Below are 19,776 nucleotides of genomic sequence, written 5' to 3'. Positions count from 1 at the left end.
CACAATCTTGAAAATATCTTTACTTAAGGAGTGGTAGAATTGGCACGTGTTTTATTTATTAATGGTGGATCAGAAGGACACATCAATCCAACTATTGGCGTTGTGCAGGAGCTAATATCGCGAGGAGAAGAGGTCGTGTTCTTTACGATAGAAGCTTTTCGGGAACGTATTGAGAAGACGGGAGCGACTGTGCGCACGTTTGACGGTCAAAAATTTATAAAAGCCTTTATTTCAGGTGGAAGAAATCATTTGCTCGAAAGGGTCAATGGACTTTTACTTACTGCAGATATCGTCATACCTAGCGTACTTGAACAAATTAAAGGAGAACATTTTGATTACATCATCCACGATTCTATGTTTGGTTGTGGTCATCTAATTGCCAAAATCCTGAAGCTTCCGGCAATTAATTCATGCACATCTTTTGCAGAGACTAAACTATCATTCGATCAAACATTAGAACATCTTTCACAAAATGTCCCAACTGAAGTTTTAACAAGAATAAATGATGATTTTCTAAACCTGACAACAAAAATCAAAGAAAAATATGGTGTTGACATCAGTTCACCTTATGAAGTTTTCTGTAACCCGGCACCACTGACAATCGTTTATACAACGAGAGAATTTCAACCTTTTGGAGAAGCATTTGACCAATCCTATAAATTTGTAGGTCCCTCCATCTCTTCACGGTTAACGCAAGAAGACTTCGACCTTTCTGCAATCAAGGGAAAACGCCCTATTTATATTTCATTAGGTACGGTCTTAAATCAAGCCATTGATTTCTATAAGCTGTGTTTGAAAGCATTTGGGAATACTGAGCATACGGTTGTCATGTCGATTGGGGAACAAACACCACTTGATGCATTAGGTGATATTCCTGAAAACTTCATGGTGAAAAATTATGTTCCACAAACCGGATTGCTACAATATACCAAATTATTTATCACACATGGTGGCATGAATAGCACAAATGAAGCTCTCTATAACGGGGTTCCGCTAATCGTAATTCCACTAAGTGCGGATCAGCCAATCATTGCAGAGCAAGTTACCAACATTGGAGCAGGTATTCAATTACAAATGGAAAGTTTGACAGCCAATCAACTAAATGAAGCTGCCAATCATGTGTTAAACACCCCTTCCATCCAAAATGCTGTTGCAAACATTAAAGAATCCTTCCAACATTCTGGTGGGTATCACAAAGCTGTTGACGAGATTTTCAAGTTTAAAAGTTAATACGGTATTTAAAAGCTGCCATTATTGGTAGCTTTTTCATTAATAAAATAAAAAAGCTGGATAAAGATCGCTCCCATACCCAGCTTTTTCCACACCTAGTCAAATAACGATGGCTACATGTTGTATAAATGAACCATGTATTAATGTAATCGATCATCAAACATTAATTGTATTTGAATACCAAACGGGTCTTCAAGTATACCGTATGCTTTACTAAAAGCATTACTCGATAGTGGAACAATGATTCTCACTCTCCCATCTGTCGTCAAACTCTTGTAAAAATGTTCGATTTCTTCTAAGTCCGCACTTTGAATACACAGTGAGCTGTTGTTCCCCACTACATATTTTTCTGATACATCCATTGTATCTTCTGCCAACATAACCTTTGTTTTTCCGATTGTTAAAACGGAATGAGTAATATAATGTTTATTCTCCTCAGTAATCTGCAACGAGCTGTCGCGTTTTGCCATGTCTTCATAGGTAACGAGTAACAATTCCTCTGCGTTAAAATGCTTTTTGTAAAAATCGACCGCTTCTTTAGCTTTTCCGTTCATGGATAAGAAAATAGCTACTTCTAGTGTTGTACTCATATTATCAATCTCCCTGTATAAAATCATTTTTGGTAAATATCTTATCAATTGATATTACCTTGACTCTATTTTAAGATATAAAGGTATCAAAACATGACACCCTTATCTTCATTCAGTAGAAGACTCCCACCTCTAAAGTTGTGAGATGATTGCGGATATGGTTCCTTTTCAGAGGGTGTCCAAACACAATTCAAAATCGAGATGCAATTACGCCAAGACGAATTTAATGAGGTGATTCACATGAAGAAATCAGAAAGATTAAATGACATGATTAGATACTTGAACAGTCGGGAGTACTTTAATTTAAGTGATCTAATGGCTAAATACAATATTTCCAAAAGTACAGCTCTACGTGATATTAGTTCATTAGAACAATTGGGTATGCCTATTTTTGCTGAGCATGGCAGACATGGCCGTTACGGTATCTTAAAAAATAGATTGTTATCCCCTATTATTTTTACAATCGATGAAGTATATGCTCTGTACTTTGCCATGCTGACGCTAGAATCTTATCAATCAACCCCATTCCACTTAAGCGTTCATAAACTTAATGAAAAGTTCGAAAACTGTCTGTCGAACAATCAAATACAGCAAATTCATAAAATGAAAAAAGTTCTACAATTTGAAGTAAATCAGCATCATAATGTTAGTCGTTTCTTAGATAAAATTTTAAAGAGTATTCTTAATGAAAGTAGCTGCAAGATACAATATTTGAAAAATAACGAGCAAAAAAGTTACCATGTTCAATTTTTCAAAATTTCCGCTAGGTTTGGTCAATGGTATGCAACTGGCATAGAGTTCGATACGCATAAATTTAAAGTTTTCAGATGTGATAAAATAACCTTCATAGAAGAACTTAATTCTCAACTTTCTATAGATGAACTTATTAGTCGTTCATTAGAAATTTATCAATCCGAGAAGAGTATTGATTTTGAAGTAGAGATTTTAGCACAAGCAAAGGATATTTTTTATAAAGAACATTATCCTTCTATGAAATTAGAAATTGGTGATAAAACAGTCGTAAAGGGATTTTATAATCCTGGAGAAGAGGAATTTATCGCTAACTATTTTATGAGGTACGGTCATAGTGTAATATCAGTCAGGCCAGAATCATTAAAACAAATTATTCAGGATAAAATAGAGAGCCTCTTTAATCACTATCAAAAATTATAATTTTGGGGTTGTACAGCCGAGTAACTTTAAATAAATGATTTTGCTTGGACAAAGAAAAGGAGAAAAACGAATTCGCTTTTCTCCAACTTTAATCCGTCTATGCTTCATCATCAAAAGCCATTAACCAATTTACAATTGCTACTATTGGGAATATAATGATTGCGGTTAGAATGGCTATTATAGGTGCCATACTAATTGTTAGTGCAACATATATCAAATACATAATTGGCGCAAGTAATAGAATACTTGGAACTGTCCATCCTGCAACTGCTATATATGGATACACACCCTTCCGCCAATTAGCTTTCAATATGATTGGTAAAATCAACAGCAAACTTATGATTGCTGGAATCGTAAAAGCGTAACTAATACCTTTGAACGTATAACTAGTCAACGCGGCCAATAAAATCCATATAGCCTGCGTACTCATCACGAAATTCGCCGAACCGTATCTTTTCGAAATCCACTTCGCAAAAAAGAGACAAAACACCATCGCGAATAAGACCAACACCGTAAGAATCGTCGGATCATACGTACCAAACATCGCCATATTATATTCATTTATTTCACCGATCAATACAATTGTAGAAAGACGCATTAGCAGAAAATAGAAGATGAACATCGCAACAAGACTACCTATTATCGCTAATAAGCTTAAAGCAAATCCCTTAATCTGTATCACTTTCATTTTAAAGCTAAAGATAGATATTGCGACTGTTAAGGCAATTAAAGTAATCATCAATGGGACTACTAACTTTTCGGAATACACAACTAGTATTTTTTTCATTAACGGGAAGTAAATCGCATTACTTTTACTTTCCTCTATCGTTTGAAATTCCTCAGCATCCATCGTCATAAACTTTTTCACTAAAGGAAGAACATAGCTCCCAAAGTGACGAATTGTTGCCTCGTCACTATTTTCCACACGATCTATCTCTGCATGATACGCCTCTAATCCATTCATATTCGCAAAATTATAGCCTAATTTTTTTGTCACTTTCAATTCAGTAAAATCGGTATCGTTCGGCATCCTTTTATACATTTCAGAAGCAAATGAATAGGCAACAGGATATGGAACAATCTCTTTATACAATTGCACTAACCTTAAATCATTTGAACTCGTTTCAAACATAATCGGTACTCCCGTATTGCCTCTCGCTTCGAAATTTAACATAACGCTCACTTTATCTAAAACATCCGCTCGATCTTTAAGTGCACTCGCTCCAAGTAAACCCAGCTCCTCACCGTCTGTTAAAACAAAATAAATAGAATTTTTAGGTGCCGACATTTGTTTTAGTGCTCTTGCTGTCTCCATAATTGTGACAACGCCATAACCATCATCGGATGCTCCAGGGGTTTCTGTTACAGAATCATAATGAGCCGTTAGTAAAATCGCATGATCATCACCGGATGTCCCTTGGATCTTTGCAATAATATTTTCAATATTTTTTGCACCTACATCTGAAGCATACTTCTCACCTCTAAGATCCTTCACTGGCTTCGATTGAATTTCAACAGGTATATCGAGATGTTGAAAGTGTTTGACTATATAATCCCTTACCCTTTTATTCGCAGGAGAGCCTATTGGATGTGGTTCCTTTGCAACTTCCTTTAAATAATTCAGAGCTTGATCTGATGAAAAATCCTTTTCGGTTTCCCCCATTTCTTCTTTAGAAGGACTCAAAAATTGACTAAAACTAATAAACAGCGTTAACAATCCTAGTACTAGCGAAAAAATAAGCCATTTTCTTTTTTTCATCTATTTCTCTCCTTCTTCAATTTTCTTAGTTAACCAAATACATTATATGTTTCAAATTCAATTTCCTTACTTCCCAAACGTTTTTACTCTAATAAGCAATTGGTTCACCAAAAAATCTAACAGAACGGTCCATAATTTTAATTAAAAAAAGATGACGGCTGCACAATACAGACATCATCTTCTTCAAGTTGCCCAGAGCTTTTTTAAAAATGCCCTTTACAAAGGGTACACTTTAATCCAGCAAGAGGTTTTTATTTTTTGTGTATTAATGAATTTAGAAAAATTTAGTACGAATAGATAATGAAATTAATCATTTGGATTTATAATGGCTAATACCTGATGGTCTTCCCAACAATCGTTTATTTTCACACTTTTCTTAGCTATACCTTCTTTATGAAAACCGGCTTTTTCTAAAACTCGAATTGAACCGAAGTTATGTGGCATAACACCTGCCTCAATTCTATGTAAAGTAAGTGTATTAAAAGCATAGTCTACAATGAGCTTAGTAGCTTCAGTAGCGTAACCTTTGCCATTTTGTTTCTTATCTAAGAAATAGCCAATAATCGCATTTTGAAGTGATCCACGATTGACCTGAAATAATTGAATGGTACCTATTAATTCATCATTATCTTTTTGGAAAATCCCAAATTTGAACTCAATATCTTGTTTTGAGTTTTCTTCCCACTTTTTTATTAAATTCTTTTGATGCTCTAAAGAATAAAAATTAGTAGGACGATTCATTGAATATTGCTCAAAGAAATCTTTATTTTCAATTTGCAATTGTAATAATTTCTCCGCATCTAATAAAATAAATGCTCTTAAATAAATATTTTCACTGTTTAACATCTTAATCCCCTTTCTTTATGAAAACATCCAGTATAGCATATCCTTCCAGTCCACCATCAATAACCGCACATTTGTAAACCAAGATACTCAAACTATAACTAAATCGCACTCTTTGGAGGTACGTTAATGATAGATGGTAGGAAAAAAAGGAAATAAAACAAAAGAGGTATTACTGAATGCTACAATATCTTTAATAGCAGAAAAAGGTTTTTCAATCAAGACCGAGAAAAAACACCGTTTGATTTATTTGAGCTATTATTAAACGATTTTTACACAACGAATATCAAAACCCCTTTCCATTCTTCACTATAATTAAAAACAGGAGTGATGCATGATGAACAATATGATTCAAGATATGATTGATTGGATTGAAGAGCATCTGTTTGAGGGGTTTTCTCTGATGAAACTAAGTGAAGCAATGGGCTATTCTTCTTATTACTGTTCCTTTAAATTTCATCAAATAACAGGCATTAGCATTAAACGTTATATGACCCTTAGAAAAACCTACCTTTCTTCAATCTCCCTTAGTGAAACAGATGAAAGGATCATTGAAATAGCGATCAAGCATGGCTATTCATCGCAAGAAGCATTTTCTCGTGCTTTCAAGGAAATATTCGGTGTTACCCCCAATGCCTTTCGTTTATGTCCTGAACCATTGCAATCTTATGTAAAGCTCACTATGAATGAAGCGAGGAGTTATTATATGGATATTTCAAAAAAATTAAGAATTGAAGATTTACAAAAGCATGTGGATAATCATTTTGATCATGAAGTATTGAACATTTTAAATGGACAACATATGTACGAAGAATTCAGTTCTCAGCAATTAATGGGAAAAAGCGATTACGCACCTTTTAATGAAGCGATGTGTGTACACGACACCGTTAAAACAATTTTTAGCGACTCATTCAATCAGGTTAGAGCGACAGGACATCAAGTCTCATTAACAGAATATGAAACAATTACAGTTGCACCACTTAATAAGACATTATTTTCAAAAAAATATCAATGTATCGTTCTCTGGTTTGGTGAAGATATGTTCTGTCAGATGAATTTAATAACGATCTTAGCTTATTTAGAACAAATATCATTTAAAGGAACTGTTTATTATCATTCGGTGAGAGAGCAAACATATGATGTGAAAGAAACTGAAATAACTATAGGTAACTTTTTTGATATATATGAAGCAGTATTATTAGACCACCGTATGCCAGATGTAGAACTGATGCCTGTCATGTATCAAGGAATCAAATTGTATTTAGAATTGTTGCAAAGCGATAACGAAATAACAAAATACATTCAAACACATCAAAATCTTCCTCACCGTGAAATCGTTCGAAACTTGCTGCATCTTTTCCCTCAATATGGTTTAGGGGATTCTCAATATTTAGAATTAATTAAAGCAACACAAAAATAAAGATTGAGCGTTGCTTACCTCCCTCCCCTTTAGAGTGGAAGAAGAGTTGCTACAAAACTCTTCTTCGCCATGAAAAAACGAATTATCTGCTTTGTAGAGAAAATTAAAATATCCTTTATTTTTAAACAACACCATTGACAATGCATTAGATTTTTTATAATCTGTAATAATTCATAAAATTTGTCAACCAAAACAAAGAGTGGGGTGTATTGAATGAGGATTATAAAAGTTGTAGATTATAACCACAATTGGAGCAGCGACTATCAGAAAGAGGAACGTTCCATTAGAGATATCCTTCAAGAAGAATTAGTGAATAGTTTTCATATTGGAAGCACATCAGTTCCAGGACTAAAAGCAAAACCAATTATTGATATTTTACTAGTAGTCAATGATATTCATAAATTGGATTCATTTTCTAAGCAATTTCAAGAGATTGGATACGAAGTTAAGGGCGAATTCGGGATTACTGGAAGAAGATATTTCCGTAAAGGTGGCGATCATCGCACACATCAAATTCACGCTTTTCAATATAACAACATTGAAGAAATAGAAAGACATTTAGCATTTAGAGATTACCTTCGAGAGCATCCCGAAGTTTGCAGGCAGTATGGAGAAATAAAGAGCCAACTTGCCATGCAGCATCCAAATGATATTGATGGCTATTGCGACGGGAAAGACGATTTTGTTAAAAACGTTGAAAAAGATGCTATTAAGTGGTATTGGACTGTTCGTTAATATAAATTTTCAATTAGTGGCTGTCCTTGAAAGCCCTCTTTACTATTATAAGGATATAGGATATAGAATATTGAGTAACAAAAAAGTGGATATAATTTTTTATCAGACACTATCATATACGAGGGTGAAATCTATGAAAAAAGCAGTGAAAATAGCCTCCTAAATAAAAAGTAATAATATTTAGGAGGCAAATAATAATGAATTTCAATAAAATTGATCGAAAGAGCTGGCATCGACACGAGTATTTTGAGCATTATATTACCCAACAAACAACATTTAGTATGACGTCAGAAATAGATATTAGCATTCTGTATAAAAACATAAAAGATAATAATTTTAAGTTTTATCCAACATTCATATATATGGTAACAAAAGCTATCAACACCAATATTGCATTTAGAACGTGTTTTAATAGCCAAGGAGAATTAGGTTTTTGGGAAAAACTAAATCCAAGTTACACGATTTTTAATGAGGAATCAGAGACATTTTCGAGCATTTGGACAGAAACATCGGATAATTTTAAACAGTTCCATCAGAATTACGAAAGTGATTTAAAGAAATATAACGGTAGGATAAGTTTATTTCCAAAATTCCCTATTCCAGAAAATATTTTTCACATATCCATGATTCCATGGAGTTCATTTACTGGTTTTAATCTCAACATCAATAATGGAGGTAATTACCTTTTACCGATTATCACTGCAGGTAAATTTGTGCAGAAGGAAAATGCTATTTATCTTCCTGTTTCTTTACAAATGCACCACGCTGTTTGTGATGGTTATCATGCAGGCTTATTCATGAATTACCTTCAGAGTTATGCCGATGAATCCCATAGCTGGTTATTAGATTGAATATTTTCCGCTAGAACCTGCTTCTTTTGTAGAAAGCGTTCCTGCTTATTACAGGAACGCTTTCTAATCTCACCTTATGTAACAAAAATTCACTTCCGCTACTAATTTGTAATTTTTCTCATCACCCACTCAATCGGTCCTCTTTTAAATTTTCTGCTCCATAAAACAGAAAATAAAATACTCGCTACGAAAAACAATAGTGTAAATACTAATGAAAATGCTAACGTTTGGTTTTCTAATCTATTGAATAAAGCCAATATGCCAACTCCGATGAATACATGGCTTACATAATGCGTTAATGTTAATTGTCCTGTTTGTATTAGTGATTTCGTCAACCATTGTCCAGCAAACTTTTCTGCTATATAAATAGAAGCAACGATGACAATGATCGCAGAAGCGGAATTTGATAGCATATATAAAATATTTGGTGGAATTGGCCCTGTTTGAAACAAGAATTCTGCACTGTTTAAATCTAATACCGATAGAGATAGTCGCATTAATACTTTTGAAAGTACCTCTATTGTTATGAGTAGAATTATAGAAATAAACAACATTTTGTTTCTTACAGCTTTCTCCGATAAATCAAGTCTGCCAAGGATCATTCCAAGCAAAAAGAAACAGACCCAAGGGAATACTGGATGATACCCGTTAAACAAAAGATTTCTGCTAAAACCTTCTATTGTCCAAAAATCAAGATATTCCATAAATGGTTGTTCAGGATGCCATCCATGCAAATAATTCATTGTCACTTGGAAAATTTGCGAGGTTATTAAAAAAAGACTAGATAGGATGATCATGAGCTTTGTAGAAGCTACAATAAGAAAGGAAGCAATCAGCATATAAACGCCATAATAATGGAGGATATCTCCAGTCCAATCTGCAACATATAAAAGTAAACCTAGAATAAAAAGAAAAGTGGAACGTCTCCATAATTTCATCCTATTTTCTTTAATAGAAGAAAGGTCACCGCCATTTCTAGCTTTTCTTGTCATCAAAGCAACTCCGATACCCGCCAACGTAACAAAAGTGGCAGACGCTCTTCCTTCGAAAAGTCCTGTAAACCATATAAGCCAATCTGGCCCTCTCCCTGCCGCTCCCATAATAATTTTAAAGTTAACTATAAGCATCCCAAACATAGCCAAGGCTCTTGCGAAATCTAGCCCTTCAATACGTTTAGATTGCAACTTTTCGGTCATAAATGTTCCTCCTTATGTACACTATTCATAGCCTAATCTATTGGCCAATAGTTAAATTACGACATCTTTTTATAGATATAATAGACTTTTTATATCTATATGAAGGATTGATGAAACCATTATTTATCAGAAACCTATACACTTTTTATTATTGCCCCTTCTTAATACATCCTCACTATAAACTATAGGGTTGACCTAATGTCAAACCAACTTTTGTTTGCGCCCACCTCTCCATTCATTTGCCCAATTATTCATTGGTAGATGCTAAAACCTACACGTCGCAAATCCGTTAGCTGTATCACATGGAATTTATACCTACAAATTCTTACATCCATTCCTTTCATTATCAGTGATTGTTTAAGGTTTTATCTCAGGTTTATTGTTTGACATTAGGCTAGCCCTAGGGTTTATATTTATCTAGAGAAGAGGGATATTATGGATGAAACAATTACAATAAATCAATTGGCTAAAATATTTGATATCAGTCATCATCAAATACGATATTACGAAGAAAAAGGGCTCTTATTTCCATCCTACACAGATAATAATAGATATCGAAAATATTCTCTTAAGGAAATTTATCAACTTGCTCAAATATTAATGTTGAGAAATTTAAATCTTTCAATCGCACAAATTAAAGAGGTTTTAACGACGTATGAAAAAAATGATTATTTGAGTTTATTAAGAGCGAAATCAAAAGAACTTTCAGACGAAATAAACAAACTACAAAAGATTAAAAAGGCAATTGATAACCATCATGTAAATATTACAATCAAAAAAGTAAATTCAATAAAATACTTAAAAGAAAGTCATTTAGAAAAAATAATCACTTTAAAAACGAATGAAACTTTATCAGCCAAAGATTTTTTAAAATTACAATTATCAACGCAATTTTTTTATAATGATGTTATTTATGTTTTTGAAGAAGATGAATATCATATGTGTATAAAAACAGAACATAAAGCTGATTTCATCATGAATGAAGGTAAATATAGTTCTATATTTATTTTAGGTGAAACTGATGATGAATTTGAGGAACAAATATTATCCATTATCGACAAGAAAAATGCCCCTATCTATGTAAGGGAGCTCTCAAGCGGCATTTTTACTAATAGTAATATTCTTGAATTAGAAATTCTAATTCCCGAAAAAAGCGATAAAAATGAAAGCTAATCGTGATCATTTATTGCTAAAAGAAGTTAAATTTATTAGAATATAGACCACATGCTAGAGAATGTTATATTTCATCCCGAATATAGAAGCAAATTATTGCAGTAGGCAAAGAATATTTTGTTCGAACTCATTTACAATCAAATGAGCTGCGTTTGCACGTCGTAAGTAGTAATCCTCGCCAATTTTACGTGCTCATATCATTCCGTGCTGCAACTTTTATTGTAAGCCCGTAATTAAATAACACATATAAACAACCAAAAGCTTTTCTATTCGATGGTCGAATTGAGATTGATAATAATCCAGTTGAAAATGCGATTCGCCCAACTGTGATTGGTCGCAAGAACTGGCTTTTTTCTGTTAGTGAAGCCGGGGCTAAGGCAAATGCGATCTGTTTAAGTTTGGCTGAAACAGCAAAAGCAAATGGTATCGACTTTTATCAATACCTAGTGAAGTTAATGACAGAGTTGCCGAATTTACCACTTCATTAGCAGCCTGAGATTTTAAACGATTACATGCCTTGGTCGAAAAATATCCAAGTGACATGCGCAAAATAGCCATCTATCTGAAAAAAACTTTAGATAGATGGCCATTCGTCTTACGTACCGAATAGGTGCGTATTTTATTTCGGGCTTAAGGTTGTATACACAAATTCTTAGTTAGATATAAGTACAAACACATTTTAAAATCTTATCAAATTACTAGATTTTCGTTTAAACACTATACTAAGCGAGACCTTCTTTGTTAGTGTAAATCTAACACAATTGGATCGATTTGTGTTTTTATCTTTACAGTAGACGGCACTAATTTAAAATTAGCTGGGATTTGTTCGAAATTCTCAAACTGTAATTTGTAAACGGTACGATTATTTCTTCGATCAGAAAAATGTACGTTTGTTTCGTCAGAAAAAATTAAACGATCGTTAATGACCATCCCCCAACCAGCTGCACGAACTTTTGGATCACCTTCCGTAGAAATTTGTAAATGTAATGTGTCTTGTTTGATTTCTAATGAATCAATTGTATAAGTTACGTTATTAAATTGAAATGGCTGTAATTGTGCTGTATTCACTTCCGTCTCAAATAAATCGAACACAGATGCTTCCATTTGAAACACTTCAAATGTTGCGGGGTTAGTATACTTTGGGACGGATATCGTGTAAACCATTTCGCCCAATACATCTGTGCCGCCACCATCACTTGAAAATTCTGAAATCATTGGTTGTTCGCCATCACGTCCATCACGTTTGGTAGATAAAATTAATTGTCCTGCTTCATCTCGAATTGCAAATCGGATGTCTGATATTACACTACCGAAAAAGGCATCTTGTGCATCGTCAAGTGAATGTAAGTTCGCCACTTCTATATTCAAATGTTGCTTATATAAATTATCTTGGTATCGCTGGTATTGTTCTTTAAATTTAACACGATAATGAATATCGATGTTTTCCCCATTTTCGACAACTTTATCAATAGAAACATCCAAGAATGGCTCATTATAATTTAAGACTTGTTCACCATCTAAATGTTTTTCCTGCTCGCTACTATTCGTTTCTACTAACTGTGTTGGCTCATCAATCGGCTGTGCCACTTCAATCGGTGTACGATTCCAATAATAAAACGCAAAGCCTAGCATAATAACGGCTGCACTGATTACAGTAATTTTTAAAGTATACCAAGATTTTTTACGCTTTGTATTAGTTTGAATACGTTGCATAATAGCATCATCTTGGCTATGTGTCATCATTGGCTTATTGAGCTGTGCAAATAATGTTTTTTGTTCATTTACTAATTGCTCATATTCACGTTGACAATTTTCACAGAATTGCAAATGAGCTTCCGTTTTTTTTTGTTCAACCTCATCTAAAAAACCTTCTACATAATCTTCCAACAAATTCGAATCACATTTCATAAAAATAACCTCCTTTTGTCATTGTGATTGACCTAAGTTTTCTTTTACTTCGGTGTAACTTATTACGAACATCATTTAACGAAATTTGAAGCACTTCGCTTATTTCATCGTAGCTTAGCTCATTTACATATTTCAGTAACAATACCATGTACTCTGTTTCATCCAACTGTTGAAGAAGCTTTTCTAACTGCTCATTTCTTTCATGTAACAACAATACTTTTTCAGGATAACGATTATCCATTACATCACTGTCGATTCGTATCGTTTGTAACTTATGGATTCGTAAATAATCGAAACAATTATTGACTACAATTCGGTATAGCCATGCATTAAATGAGCCGATTTTTTTATACTTATGTAGGCTATAAAATACTTTTATAAAAATATCTTGTACGATATCTTCAGCTGCAGCACGATTTTTTACTATTCTTATGACAGTGGTAAAAACTTTCTGCTCATAATGTTTTACAATATGTGCAAAATGATGACTTTCACCATTCTTTACTCGTGTGATTACTTCATCCATCTCCATTTGTTTCACCTCCCTACTACTATAACGAAAAAATTTTCATTTCCTCTCAAAATTTTCCTATATTTTTTCGCTAATTTTGAATTTAGACATTTGTTATTCAATAAACAAAACAACAAGCCCGCTCTGAAGTGTTTGAGGCTGCTGAAAAAAATTACGCTTTAAATTTCAGATTTGTTTTTCAGATTAAAATAAGCGCACCAGTTTAAGGTGCGCTGTTATTTATAATTCTGGCTTACCATTTATTCAATGAATCGAAATGATATTATTAATTATAATGATAGAAATAATTGTGAAATAAGCACCATTTTAAACGGCTCACATATTGAACAGAATCGTTCTACATGTGAGCCATTTTTTATACTGAATTATACATTCATATCTGTAATTGCAGGAATATTTATTTCCTTCACACATGAAACTGGTGATAAATTAATCACACATTGGACGATGGCTACAATATCTTGTACAGGAATACGTGTCCCTTCATACAACTTAATTGCTTTTTCAACCCCTTCTTCAAAAGGTACTTCAGCAGCCAATTCTCCTGGATTAATACACGTTACAGTGATCTTATCTTTTCTCACATGCTCGCGTAAAGCATTTGTAATGCCTCGTAAGCCAAACTTAGATGTCACAAACGAAACTTGCGCATTATTCGTATGATCTAAACCTGCTGTCGATCCAATTAAAATTATTTTTCCATTTTCCGCCTGTCTTAAATTAGGTAATAACGCCTGAATATATGTAATTGTGGAAGTTAAATTAATATTAATTAAGTTTGCTATATCCCCAACTTCATCGTTATCAAACGTATAGTCATCTTCAAAACCACGCTTTTCCCATACTCCCACATTGTAAATTAATACATCTATAGTAACTCCTTGTAAAGCTTCTTTTAAAGCAGGAATATGTTGTTGACTAGATAAATCAATAGCCAGCCATTTACGATTTACGCCATCATTTATATCTAAACTACTTGGTCGTGTGCGTGACACCACCCATACTGTATCCCCTTTTGTTGGTAAACCCTTTACAAATGCATCACCTAACCCTTGGCTGGCTCCAAATATAATAAAGTTCTTACTCATCCAATCACCCTTTCTATATGACTACAACATAAGTATAGTTAATATAAAAAATAGCAACAACTAATGTGATTTATCGAGATATTTAGGTCCTTAAAATTACCTATGCTCGTTCATTTTAAAACTTATTTCACCCAATACGTTGTACAATCTTCACTTCGATCTAGGAAACCATATTCAATTAAGTATCTTCTCACTGATACGTAATCACTATAAATAGGCTTTAAAATTTCATTGATTTCTTTTTCGGTATATTTACGCTCTACCGCAAACTTCGTTACAATGTATTGCAGTAAAATTATTTTTCGTTTTTCTTTACTTGGAAAACTTTCAATTGAACCATCTAAGCCATTTTTAAAATACGTCGCTAGTACTTTTTCTTTCTCGTCTACTGTAATCGCATAACGTTCATCCACCTGTGTTGCCCCCTTATGAATTGGTTCGTATACTTTTGTTGTTTCTAAAGCCTGCATGATTGCCAGAAAAACTTTTGCTTGTTTTTCTTTTTCTTTCAATTTAAATCGATGCTGTCGAATTGTTGAAATGCTATTTGCAGAAGTGCTATTAACAATTTCCTTATCTGGTGCCCCTGTTGCAAATAGCTTCAGCAATTCAGTTTGGATATCTGATAGCCCAGTATCCTTCTTATCTAATTGAAGTAACGCTTCAAACACAGAGATATGTTCATTCTCGATATGGCGTTGTATAGCTTTTTTAGCCGAAAAAAAACGATCATCTATTTTGAACACTTCTTCGGCATCAAATATTTCTTTACAAAATACACACTCATATGCATCACCTGTGTCTACAAATCCCCTCGATAATTCCTCTATAGTCAAATCAGTTAAACTCACAAACAAAACCTCTCTTCGTTCACCATTTAATAAACAATATATAATAAGTTTATTTATTTGTAAACAACGATAGTATTTGTTTATCTAAAAAAAAGAAGAATCATTTTGACAATAATCAATCAAAACAGATTCCTCTCAGCGTTAAGCTATATAAAAATTTATGTTATTTATCTAATCGTTTTTTACACTTTGCCGATATATGAAAACACTGCTTAGTATGCCAAGTCCACCAAATAACAAAATCCATATACTTTTAAAAAACAGTCCATAAATCGTCATTACACTACCAATAATTCCACTTGAAAAAGCACTGGATACCATGGATTTTTTTGTTGGTTTAGGGAAATGAATAGAGGTTCCCAGATTTTTATTCCCCCATTTACATGCCGCATCCATGATATTTTGTAGTTTGTCTAACATCTTTTTATCCTCCTAATTTTTAAAAATGAAAAATGAAAAAAATGCATTGGACAAAGCACCCAAAAATGCCAACATTGAAATTGATAAACAAACCGTTCCGGCAATCATTTTTGCCTTCTGTTCTCTATTCTTTTTGGACATTAGAACTAATCCTAAGATTAGTAGGAAGATGGCTAAAATGATATTCATCGCGATAAAGAACGGTGCTGTTTCTTTTAGAAAGTCTATAATACTCCAAAATAAACTCATTGATATCTCCTCCACTTTTATATTTGATTAGAGCCTCTACTCAAAGATGCTTGCTACCAACTGCTTCGTCATAAATTGAAAGGCTGCTAAGTGATCACAGTTCTTTGAAATTCCTTCTTTACTTGCAATGCTTGATAGAAGGACGGTGAAAGTAGAAAACGCTAAATTTTCAGAAACCTTCAATTTAAGATTTGCTCGTTTGATGGCCGTACGAAAAAGTTCACTACTATCAAATATTAGTTTTTCTTTCATTTCCTCCGAAAGTTTACTATAAAACGATGTGAAGTCAGTCGTTTTCACGTCATAAAGAAATGGTTTGCTTTCGTATTCATAGTAAAGTTCGATTATTGCTGTTTCAAAGCCGGACTTTTCAGGGGATTGTTCAATTCGCTCAATGAAATTTTCATAAATAGTATCTTGAATGTCATATAGAACTTCAAAAAAAAGTTCTTCCTTACTTGAATATAAATTATAAAAAGTACCTGTAGATATTTCTGCTTTCTTACACAATGCGCCAATGCTTGTTTCTTTATAACCCGGAGAAATCCAAAATGCCATACATTCATCTTTCAATTTACTTTTAATCAGAATTTTATCTTCTTCCGAAAAAACTTTTTTTCCCCTTGCCATAGAAAAGCACCTCCTTTATGAATTTTTTATATGAATATTCATATATTATATTCACACGATAACATTAACACCAAATTTTAACAAGAGATTAAATAACAAAATATTTTATATTTTACATAGTTATAAAGCAACTGTAAAAAATTTTTTATCGTCTTAGCGTTGTTTTATAATAAAATTTAATTGAAAAATTACTCTATGCTTTTGATTTCACTAGATATAAAAAGCCAACGTTTTGAATAATGTTTCTTCAAAACGTTGGCTTTTCTTTTATTTTTTAATTTCCCTCTACGTATTCTACTATGTAAATATGTATCACCATAAGTTCTAAGGTAGATACATCCTCCATTCCTCCCAAGCTTCCATATAACCAGTAAGATCGTGAGGATGAACTTTAATACACACGCCAATACGTGTATATAATTGAAAAACAACTTCATTCAAAAGTTGTTCCTTCGTAAAGGCTTCATACCCGTTCCACAAGGAAAACGATGAAAAAAGTGTATGTAAATCTAGACTATCTGGTGAAGAACAAAACGCATAGGTAAAATCGTAAATTTTGGGACCGATTAAAGGTGATGGGTCAATAACTCCTATTAACTGGTTACAAAAATATACAAAATTATGAACACCCGTATCTCCGTGAAGGTAATACTTCTCTTCTTGATAGTGTTCAGTTTTTAATGTATTTACCAACAACTCTACTCTTTTATGATCCTCACTTGGTAAGAGCTTACCTATATTCATTTTGGCAGACTCAAAACTACTTTGATTAAAGTCTGACCAGGAGCTTCTATGAATCCCGTTTACTCTTCCCCAAGGAATGTCTGTGTCCACCTTTTCATAATGATTGAATAACTCTTTCGTTAATATTTTCATCCATTCTAATTTCGATCCTCGATTATAGTGAGTTTCTCCGGGTATAAAAGAGTACACAATAAATTCTTTTTTATGATCCGTGTAAAGAACATCAGGCAACAATTTCACTTTTTTATAGGCAAGCAAGAATTCCTCAGTGGCAGATATTATCATAGGATGGTCTAGCTTTATCACATAGATTGGCATATTTTTGCACAGGATCGTATATAAAATGCCCGCAGTTGTACCACTTTTTAACCTCTTTAATTCTAGATGATCATTTATGACCAAGCCTTTATTAATTAGTAAATCCATGATTTCATTTATTTTTTCCATTTCTCAATCCTCCTCAAACGATTTAGAAATAAGTTCGCTATCTTTTTCAACAATCCTGCTCATCAATAAAAAAAGCTGCCTTTGACTTTGGCAGCTTGATCTACTATTTGTAAGTCACTATTAGACCCGAACGAGCCACGGAAACCCCTTGAGCATAGTGGATACTGCTCCATTGTGGTACATAACTCAAGCTTTTTCTCTTGCCCTCTGTGTATCTCTTATATTCTTTTGAACCGTTATAGCTGCAAATAAACTAAGAACAAATGCCATACTAAAAAATCCTTTTTCGCTTAAAATAATACTTCCAGCATTGTATAAACCGATAGCCATTAATGCAATAGATACAATAAGTGCGAACCAACTAATACCATAATAAATATTAGTAACTGGTATTCCCTCATCTTTATCTCTAACTGCTTTTTGTAAAGATATCGCCGAATAAAGTCCGAATACTAAAACTGCAAAATAAAATCCCTTTTCATTCAATTGCATAGATGCGTTAAACAAGCCTATAAGATAAGACGCAACACCTACTAATAGCGCTGCCCACGAAGCCCCTTTGAAGGCTGGAGTCGGTTCGCCTTCTTTCCTTTCTTCTTTCACTTTTAAATCATTTCGTTTTTCTTTATCTACTAAAACTTCATGATCATTGGACATTCAATTTTCGCCTCCATCTTTTAATCTACTAAAAATGGAGCACCAGAGACACAATAGTGCACCTTCTTTGCAAAACTAAGCTGCCATTAAGCTGAACAAGAAAAAACGAACTTCGTTATTAAAGTATATGCTCATTAACATTATAACTTCACAACCTTTACTTTTTCGCGATCAATAATGCCTCGGCATTATTGATTCCGGAATTGGCTTTGTGCTTAGGCCAGCATGAGGTATGTGTGTAAATCTTAAATCAGTTGTACGAACTCTGGATTTAATACAACTTTATGAAACCTCCAACAATCAGAGAACTCTGTACCAATTTCGTGACCTTGCAAGCAAACCCTGTTCATTCCATCACAGCCATCAAGACCACAACAACCATTTAATCTACTGCTATCTGAATGGTGATTTGAATTGATTAAATCCTTGATGTTTATAATGATAGATCCTTTTAATAGTTCGTAAGCTGTTTCCTCTTGAATTAAATAAAAGCCTGTAGGAATATAATCTTGACCATCATTTTCATTAATCAAATTCAGGTCTTTTAATTCCGATAATGGTTCCGAAATTTCTAAATTACACGCTTTACAAATCAGTTTCAACTTGTCGTTTCCTCCTTTTATATGAAAATGTGTTCCAGTCAATGCTAGAAATCGGTTAATCGTTAGCCATCCATATAGCGCAAAACTAGCGCTACACAACAGACAAGTTACGCTCTTTCATGAGAGAATGACTAAATGAATTAACTCATTCCTAAACAGAATATTGTAAAGAAATTACTGTATTTTTATTTTGAATGCATCCGTTTGAAGTCATAATATTTCTCATTGGAATATTGTCAACTTGAGTCATTCCTAAATAAGACATAGCTTTAAATTCATTTTTCAATCTGTATAATCCTATTGTATGTAAGTTCCTTCCCAAACCTGACCCCATAAAATTAGGATGAATGCCTATCCAAAAAATGCGTCCTTCCTTATCTGTATTTGGTTCTATATGAGGAAAAACTACACCAACAGGTTCATTGTTAACTTTATACACTGTAAACATTTCCTTTACTTGTGATGGGAGTTCGGTGCTCATTCCCGTTAAAAATTTCTCTACATCAATAAAACTTGTACCCATCACTTCAGATAAAAAAGAGATAGCGTTATTCTCAGAAATTGACCATACTTCATAATCTGGTCACGCGTGTTGATTATCTAGTTTCTTCCAATGAAAATTAAATAAAAAGAGAGATTCTCATGTAAAATTGTTAGTTACCACACAAACAATTACGA

General features: G+C 33.4%; 21 protein-coding genes and 1 pseudogene. 7 read left to right on the top strand and 15 right to left on the bottom strand.

Annotation, left to right across the window (positions count from 1 at the left end; genetic code table 11):
* Positions 1-39: 39 nt before the first annotated feature.
* Positions 40-1,230, top strand: a complete 1,191-nt coding sequence (locus ACFXN8_RS19135; protein ID WP_386847274.1) for a macrolide family glycosyltransferase — start codon at positions 40-42, stop codon at positions 1,228-1,230.
* A 140-nt stretch (positions 1,231-1,370) separates the two neighbouring features.
* Here the strand turns inward: ACFXN8_RS19135 and ACFXN8_RS19130 are convergent, their stop codons facing one another.
* Positions 1,371-1,820: a VOC family protein gene (locus ACFXN8_RS19130; RefSeq protein WP_386847273.1), complete on the bottom strand. Its 450-nt coding sequence runs from the start codon at positions 1,818-1,820 to the stop codon at positions 1,371-1,373.
* A gap of 240 nt (positions 1,821-2,060) precedes the next feature.
* On the opposite strand from ACFXN8_RS19130, the gene ACFXN8_RS19125 reads away from it, so the two are divergent.
* On the top strand, positions 2,061-2,993 hold the full coding sequence (locus tag ACFXN8_RS19125; RefSeq protein ID WP_386847272.1) for a helix-turn-helix transcriptional regulator: 933 nt from the start codon (positions 2,061-2,063) through the stop codon (positions 2,991-2,993).
* A 97-nt stretch (positions 2,994-3,090) separates the two neighbouring features.
* Here the strand turns inward: ACFXN8_RS19125 and ACFXN8_RS19120 are convergent, their stop codons facing one another.
* On the bottom strand, positions 3,091-4,752 hold the full coding sequence (locus ACFXN8_RS19120; protein ID WP_386847271.1) for a M28 family peptidase: 1,662 nt from the start codon (positions 4,750-4,752) through the stop codon (positions 3,091-3,093).
* Between the two features lie 306 nt (positions 4,753-5,058).
* Positions 5,059-5,598 (bottom strand): GNAT family N-acetyltransferase, encoded by a 540-nt coding sequence (locus ACFXN8_RS19115; protein ID WP_386847270.1) that lies wholly within the window; start codon positions 5,596-5,598, stop codon positions 5,059-5,061.
* 334 nt (positions 5,599-5,932) lie between these two features.
* Here ACFXN8_RS19115 and ACFXN8_RS19110 point away from each other — a divergent pair, with 334 nt between their 5' ends.
* The 3 genes from ACFXN8_RS19110 (at position 5,933) to catA (ending at position 8,601) form a co-directional block, all read left to right on the top strand.
* The gene (locus ACFXN8_RS19110) at positions 5,933-7,015 is read left to right on the top strand and encodes a helix-turn-helix transcriptional regulator (protein WP_386847300.1); all 1,083 of its coding nucleotides are present in this window, start codon (positions 5,933-5,935) and stop codon (positions 7,013-7,015) included.
* A gap of 213 nt (positions 7,016-7,228) precedes the next feature.
* Positions 7,229-7,750: a GrpB family protein gene (locus ACFXN8_RS19105; RefSeq protein ID WP_386847269.1), complete on the top strand. Its 522-nt coding sequence runs from the start codon at positions 7,229-7,231 to the stop codon at positions 7,748-7,750.
* Positions 7,751-7,947: 197 nt separating this feature from the next.
* Positions 7,948-8,601 carry a type A chloramphenicol O-acetyltransferase gene (gene catA, locus ACFXN8_RS19100; RefSeq protein WP_376074224.1) on the top strand — a complete coding sequence of 218 codons (654 nt, stop codon included), beginning with the start codon at positions 7,948-7,950 and terminating at the stop codon, positions 8,599-8,601.
* A 101-nt stretch (positions 8,602-8,702) separates the two neighbouring features.
* Here the strand turns inward: catA and ACFXN8_RS19095 are convergent, their stop codons facing one another.
* Positions 8,703-9,797: a DUF418 domain-containing protein gene (locus ACFXN8_RS19095; protein ID WP_386847268.1), complete on the bottom strand. Its 1,095-nt coding sequence runs from the start codon at positions 9,795-9,797 to the stop codon at positions 8,703-8,705.
* Positions 9,798-10,232: 435 nt separating this feature from the next.
* Here ACFXN8_RS19095 and ACFXN8_RS19090 point away from each other — a divergent pair, with 435 nt between their 5' ends.
* Both ACFXN8_RS19090 and ACFXN8_RS19085 read left to right on the top strand, forming a co-directional pair.
* A complete protein-coding gene (locus ACFXN8_RS19090) occupies positions 10,233-10,970 on the top strand; it encodes a helix-turn-helix domain-containing protein (protein WP_386847267.1) in 738 nt (245 codons plus the stop codon).
* A 263-nt stretch (positions 10,971-11,233) separates the two neighbouring features.
* A pseudogene (locus tag ACFXN8_RS19085) lies at positions 11,234-11,458 on the top strand (IS66 family transposase); the annotation flags it as partial.
* A 253-nt stretch (positions 11,459-11,711) separates the two neighbouring features.
* On the opposite strand, the gene ACFXN8_RS19080 reads toward ACFXN8_RS19085, so the two are convergent.
* From ACFXN8_RS19080 to ACFXN8_RS19030, 11 genes are all read right to left on the bottom strand, one after another.
* Positions 11,712-12,878: an anti-sigma factor family protein gene (locus tag ACFXN8_RS19080; protein ID WP_376078688.1), complete on the bottom strand. Its 1,167-nt coding sequence runs from the start codon at positions 12,876-12,878 to the stop codon at positions 11,712-11,714.
* Complete coding sequence (locus tag ACFXN8_RS19075; protein ID WP_386847266.1) at positions 12,868-13,410, bottom strand: RNA polymerase sigma factor; 543 nt, start codon at positions 13,408-13,410, stop codon at positions 12,868-12,870. Before ACFXN8_RS19075 ends, ACFXN8_RS19080 begins: the two co-directional genes overlap by 11 nt.
* Positions 13,411-13,775: 365 nt before the next feature.
* Complete coding sequence (locus ACFXN8_RS19070) at positions 13,776-14,498, bottom strand: SDR family NAD(P)-dependent oxidoreductase (RefSeq protein ID WP_386847265.1); 723 nt, start codon at positions 14,496-14,498, stop codon at positions 13,776-13,778.
* A 122-nt stretch (positions 14,499-14,620) separates the two neighbouring features.
* Positions 14,621-15,349 carry a DUF2087 domain-containing protein gene (locus ACFXN8_RS19065; protein ID WP_386847264.1) on the bottom strand — a complete coding sequence of 243 codons (729 nt, stop codon included), beginning with the start codon at positions 15,347-15,349 and terminating at the stop codon, positions 14,621-14,623.
* Positions 15,350-15,520: 171 nt separating this feature from the next.
* A complete protein-coding gene (locus ACFXN8_RS19060; RefSeq protein WP_376078695.1) occupies positions 15,521-15,769 on the bottom strand; it encodes a hypothetical protein in 249 nt (82 codons plus the stop codon).
* Positions 15,770-15,781: 12 nt separating this feature from the next.
* On the bottom strand, positions 15,782-16,018 hold the full coding sequence (locus tag ACFXN8_RS19055) for a hypothetical protein (protein ID WP_376078697.1): 237 nt from the start codon (positions 16,016-16,018) through the stop codon (positions 15,782-15,784).
* Between the two features lie 36 nt (positions 16,019-16,054).
* Positions 16,055-16,648, bottom strand: coding sequence for a TetR/AcrR family transcriptional regulator (locus tag ACFXN8_RS19050; protein ID WP_376078699.1), 594 nt, complete (start codon positions 16,646-16,648; stop codon positions 16,055-16,057).
* Between the two features lie 324 nt (positions 16,649-16,972).
* Positions 16,973-17,839: a hypothetical protein gene (locus ACFXN8_RS19045; protein WP_386847263.1), complete on the bottom strand. Its 867-nt coding sequence runs from the start codon at positions 17,837-17,839 to the stop codon at positions 16,973-16,975.
* Between the two features lie 186 nt (positions 17,840-18,025).
* Entirely contained in the window at positions 18,026-18,496 is a 471-nt protein-coding gene (gene yiaA / locus ACFXN8_RS19040) for an inner membrane protein YiaA (RefSeq protein ID WP_376078703.1), read from the bottom strand.
* Between the two features lie 245 nt (positions 18,497-18,741).
* Positions 18,742-19,098 (bottom strand): hypothetical protein, encoded by a 357-nt coding sequence (locus ACFXN8_RS19035; RefSeq protein ID WP_376078705.1) that lies wholly within the window; start codon positions 19,096-19,098, stop codon positions 18,742-18,744.
* 151 nt (positions 19,099-19,249) lie between these two features.
* Positions 19,250-19,621, bottom strand: a complete 372-nt coding sequence (locus ACFXN8_RS19030) for a GNAT family N-acetyltransferase (RefSeq protein ID WP_386847262.1) — start codon at positions 19,619-19,621, stop codon at positions 19,250-19,252.
* Between the last annotated feature and the right edge of the window lie 155 nt (positions 19,622-19,776).

Origin of the sequence: Lysinibacillus sp. NPDC059133, from assembly GCF_042755925.1 — a bacterium.
GTDB lineage: Bacteria > Bacillota > Bacilli > Bacillales_A > Planococcaceae > Lysinibacillus.
This window is presented reverse-complemented; position numbering and strand designations above follow the sequence as displayed.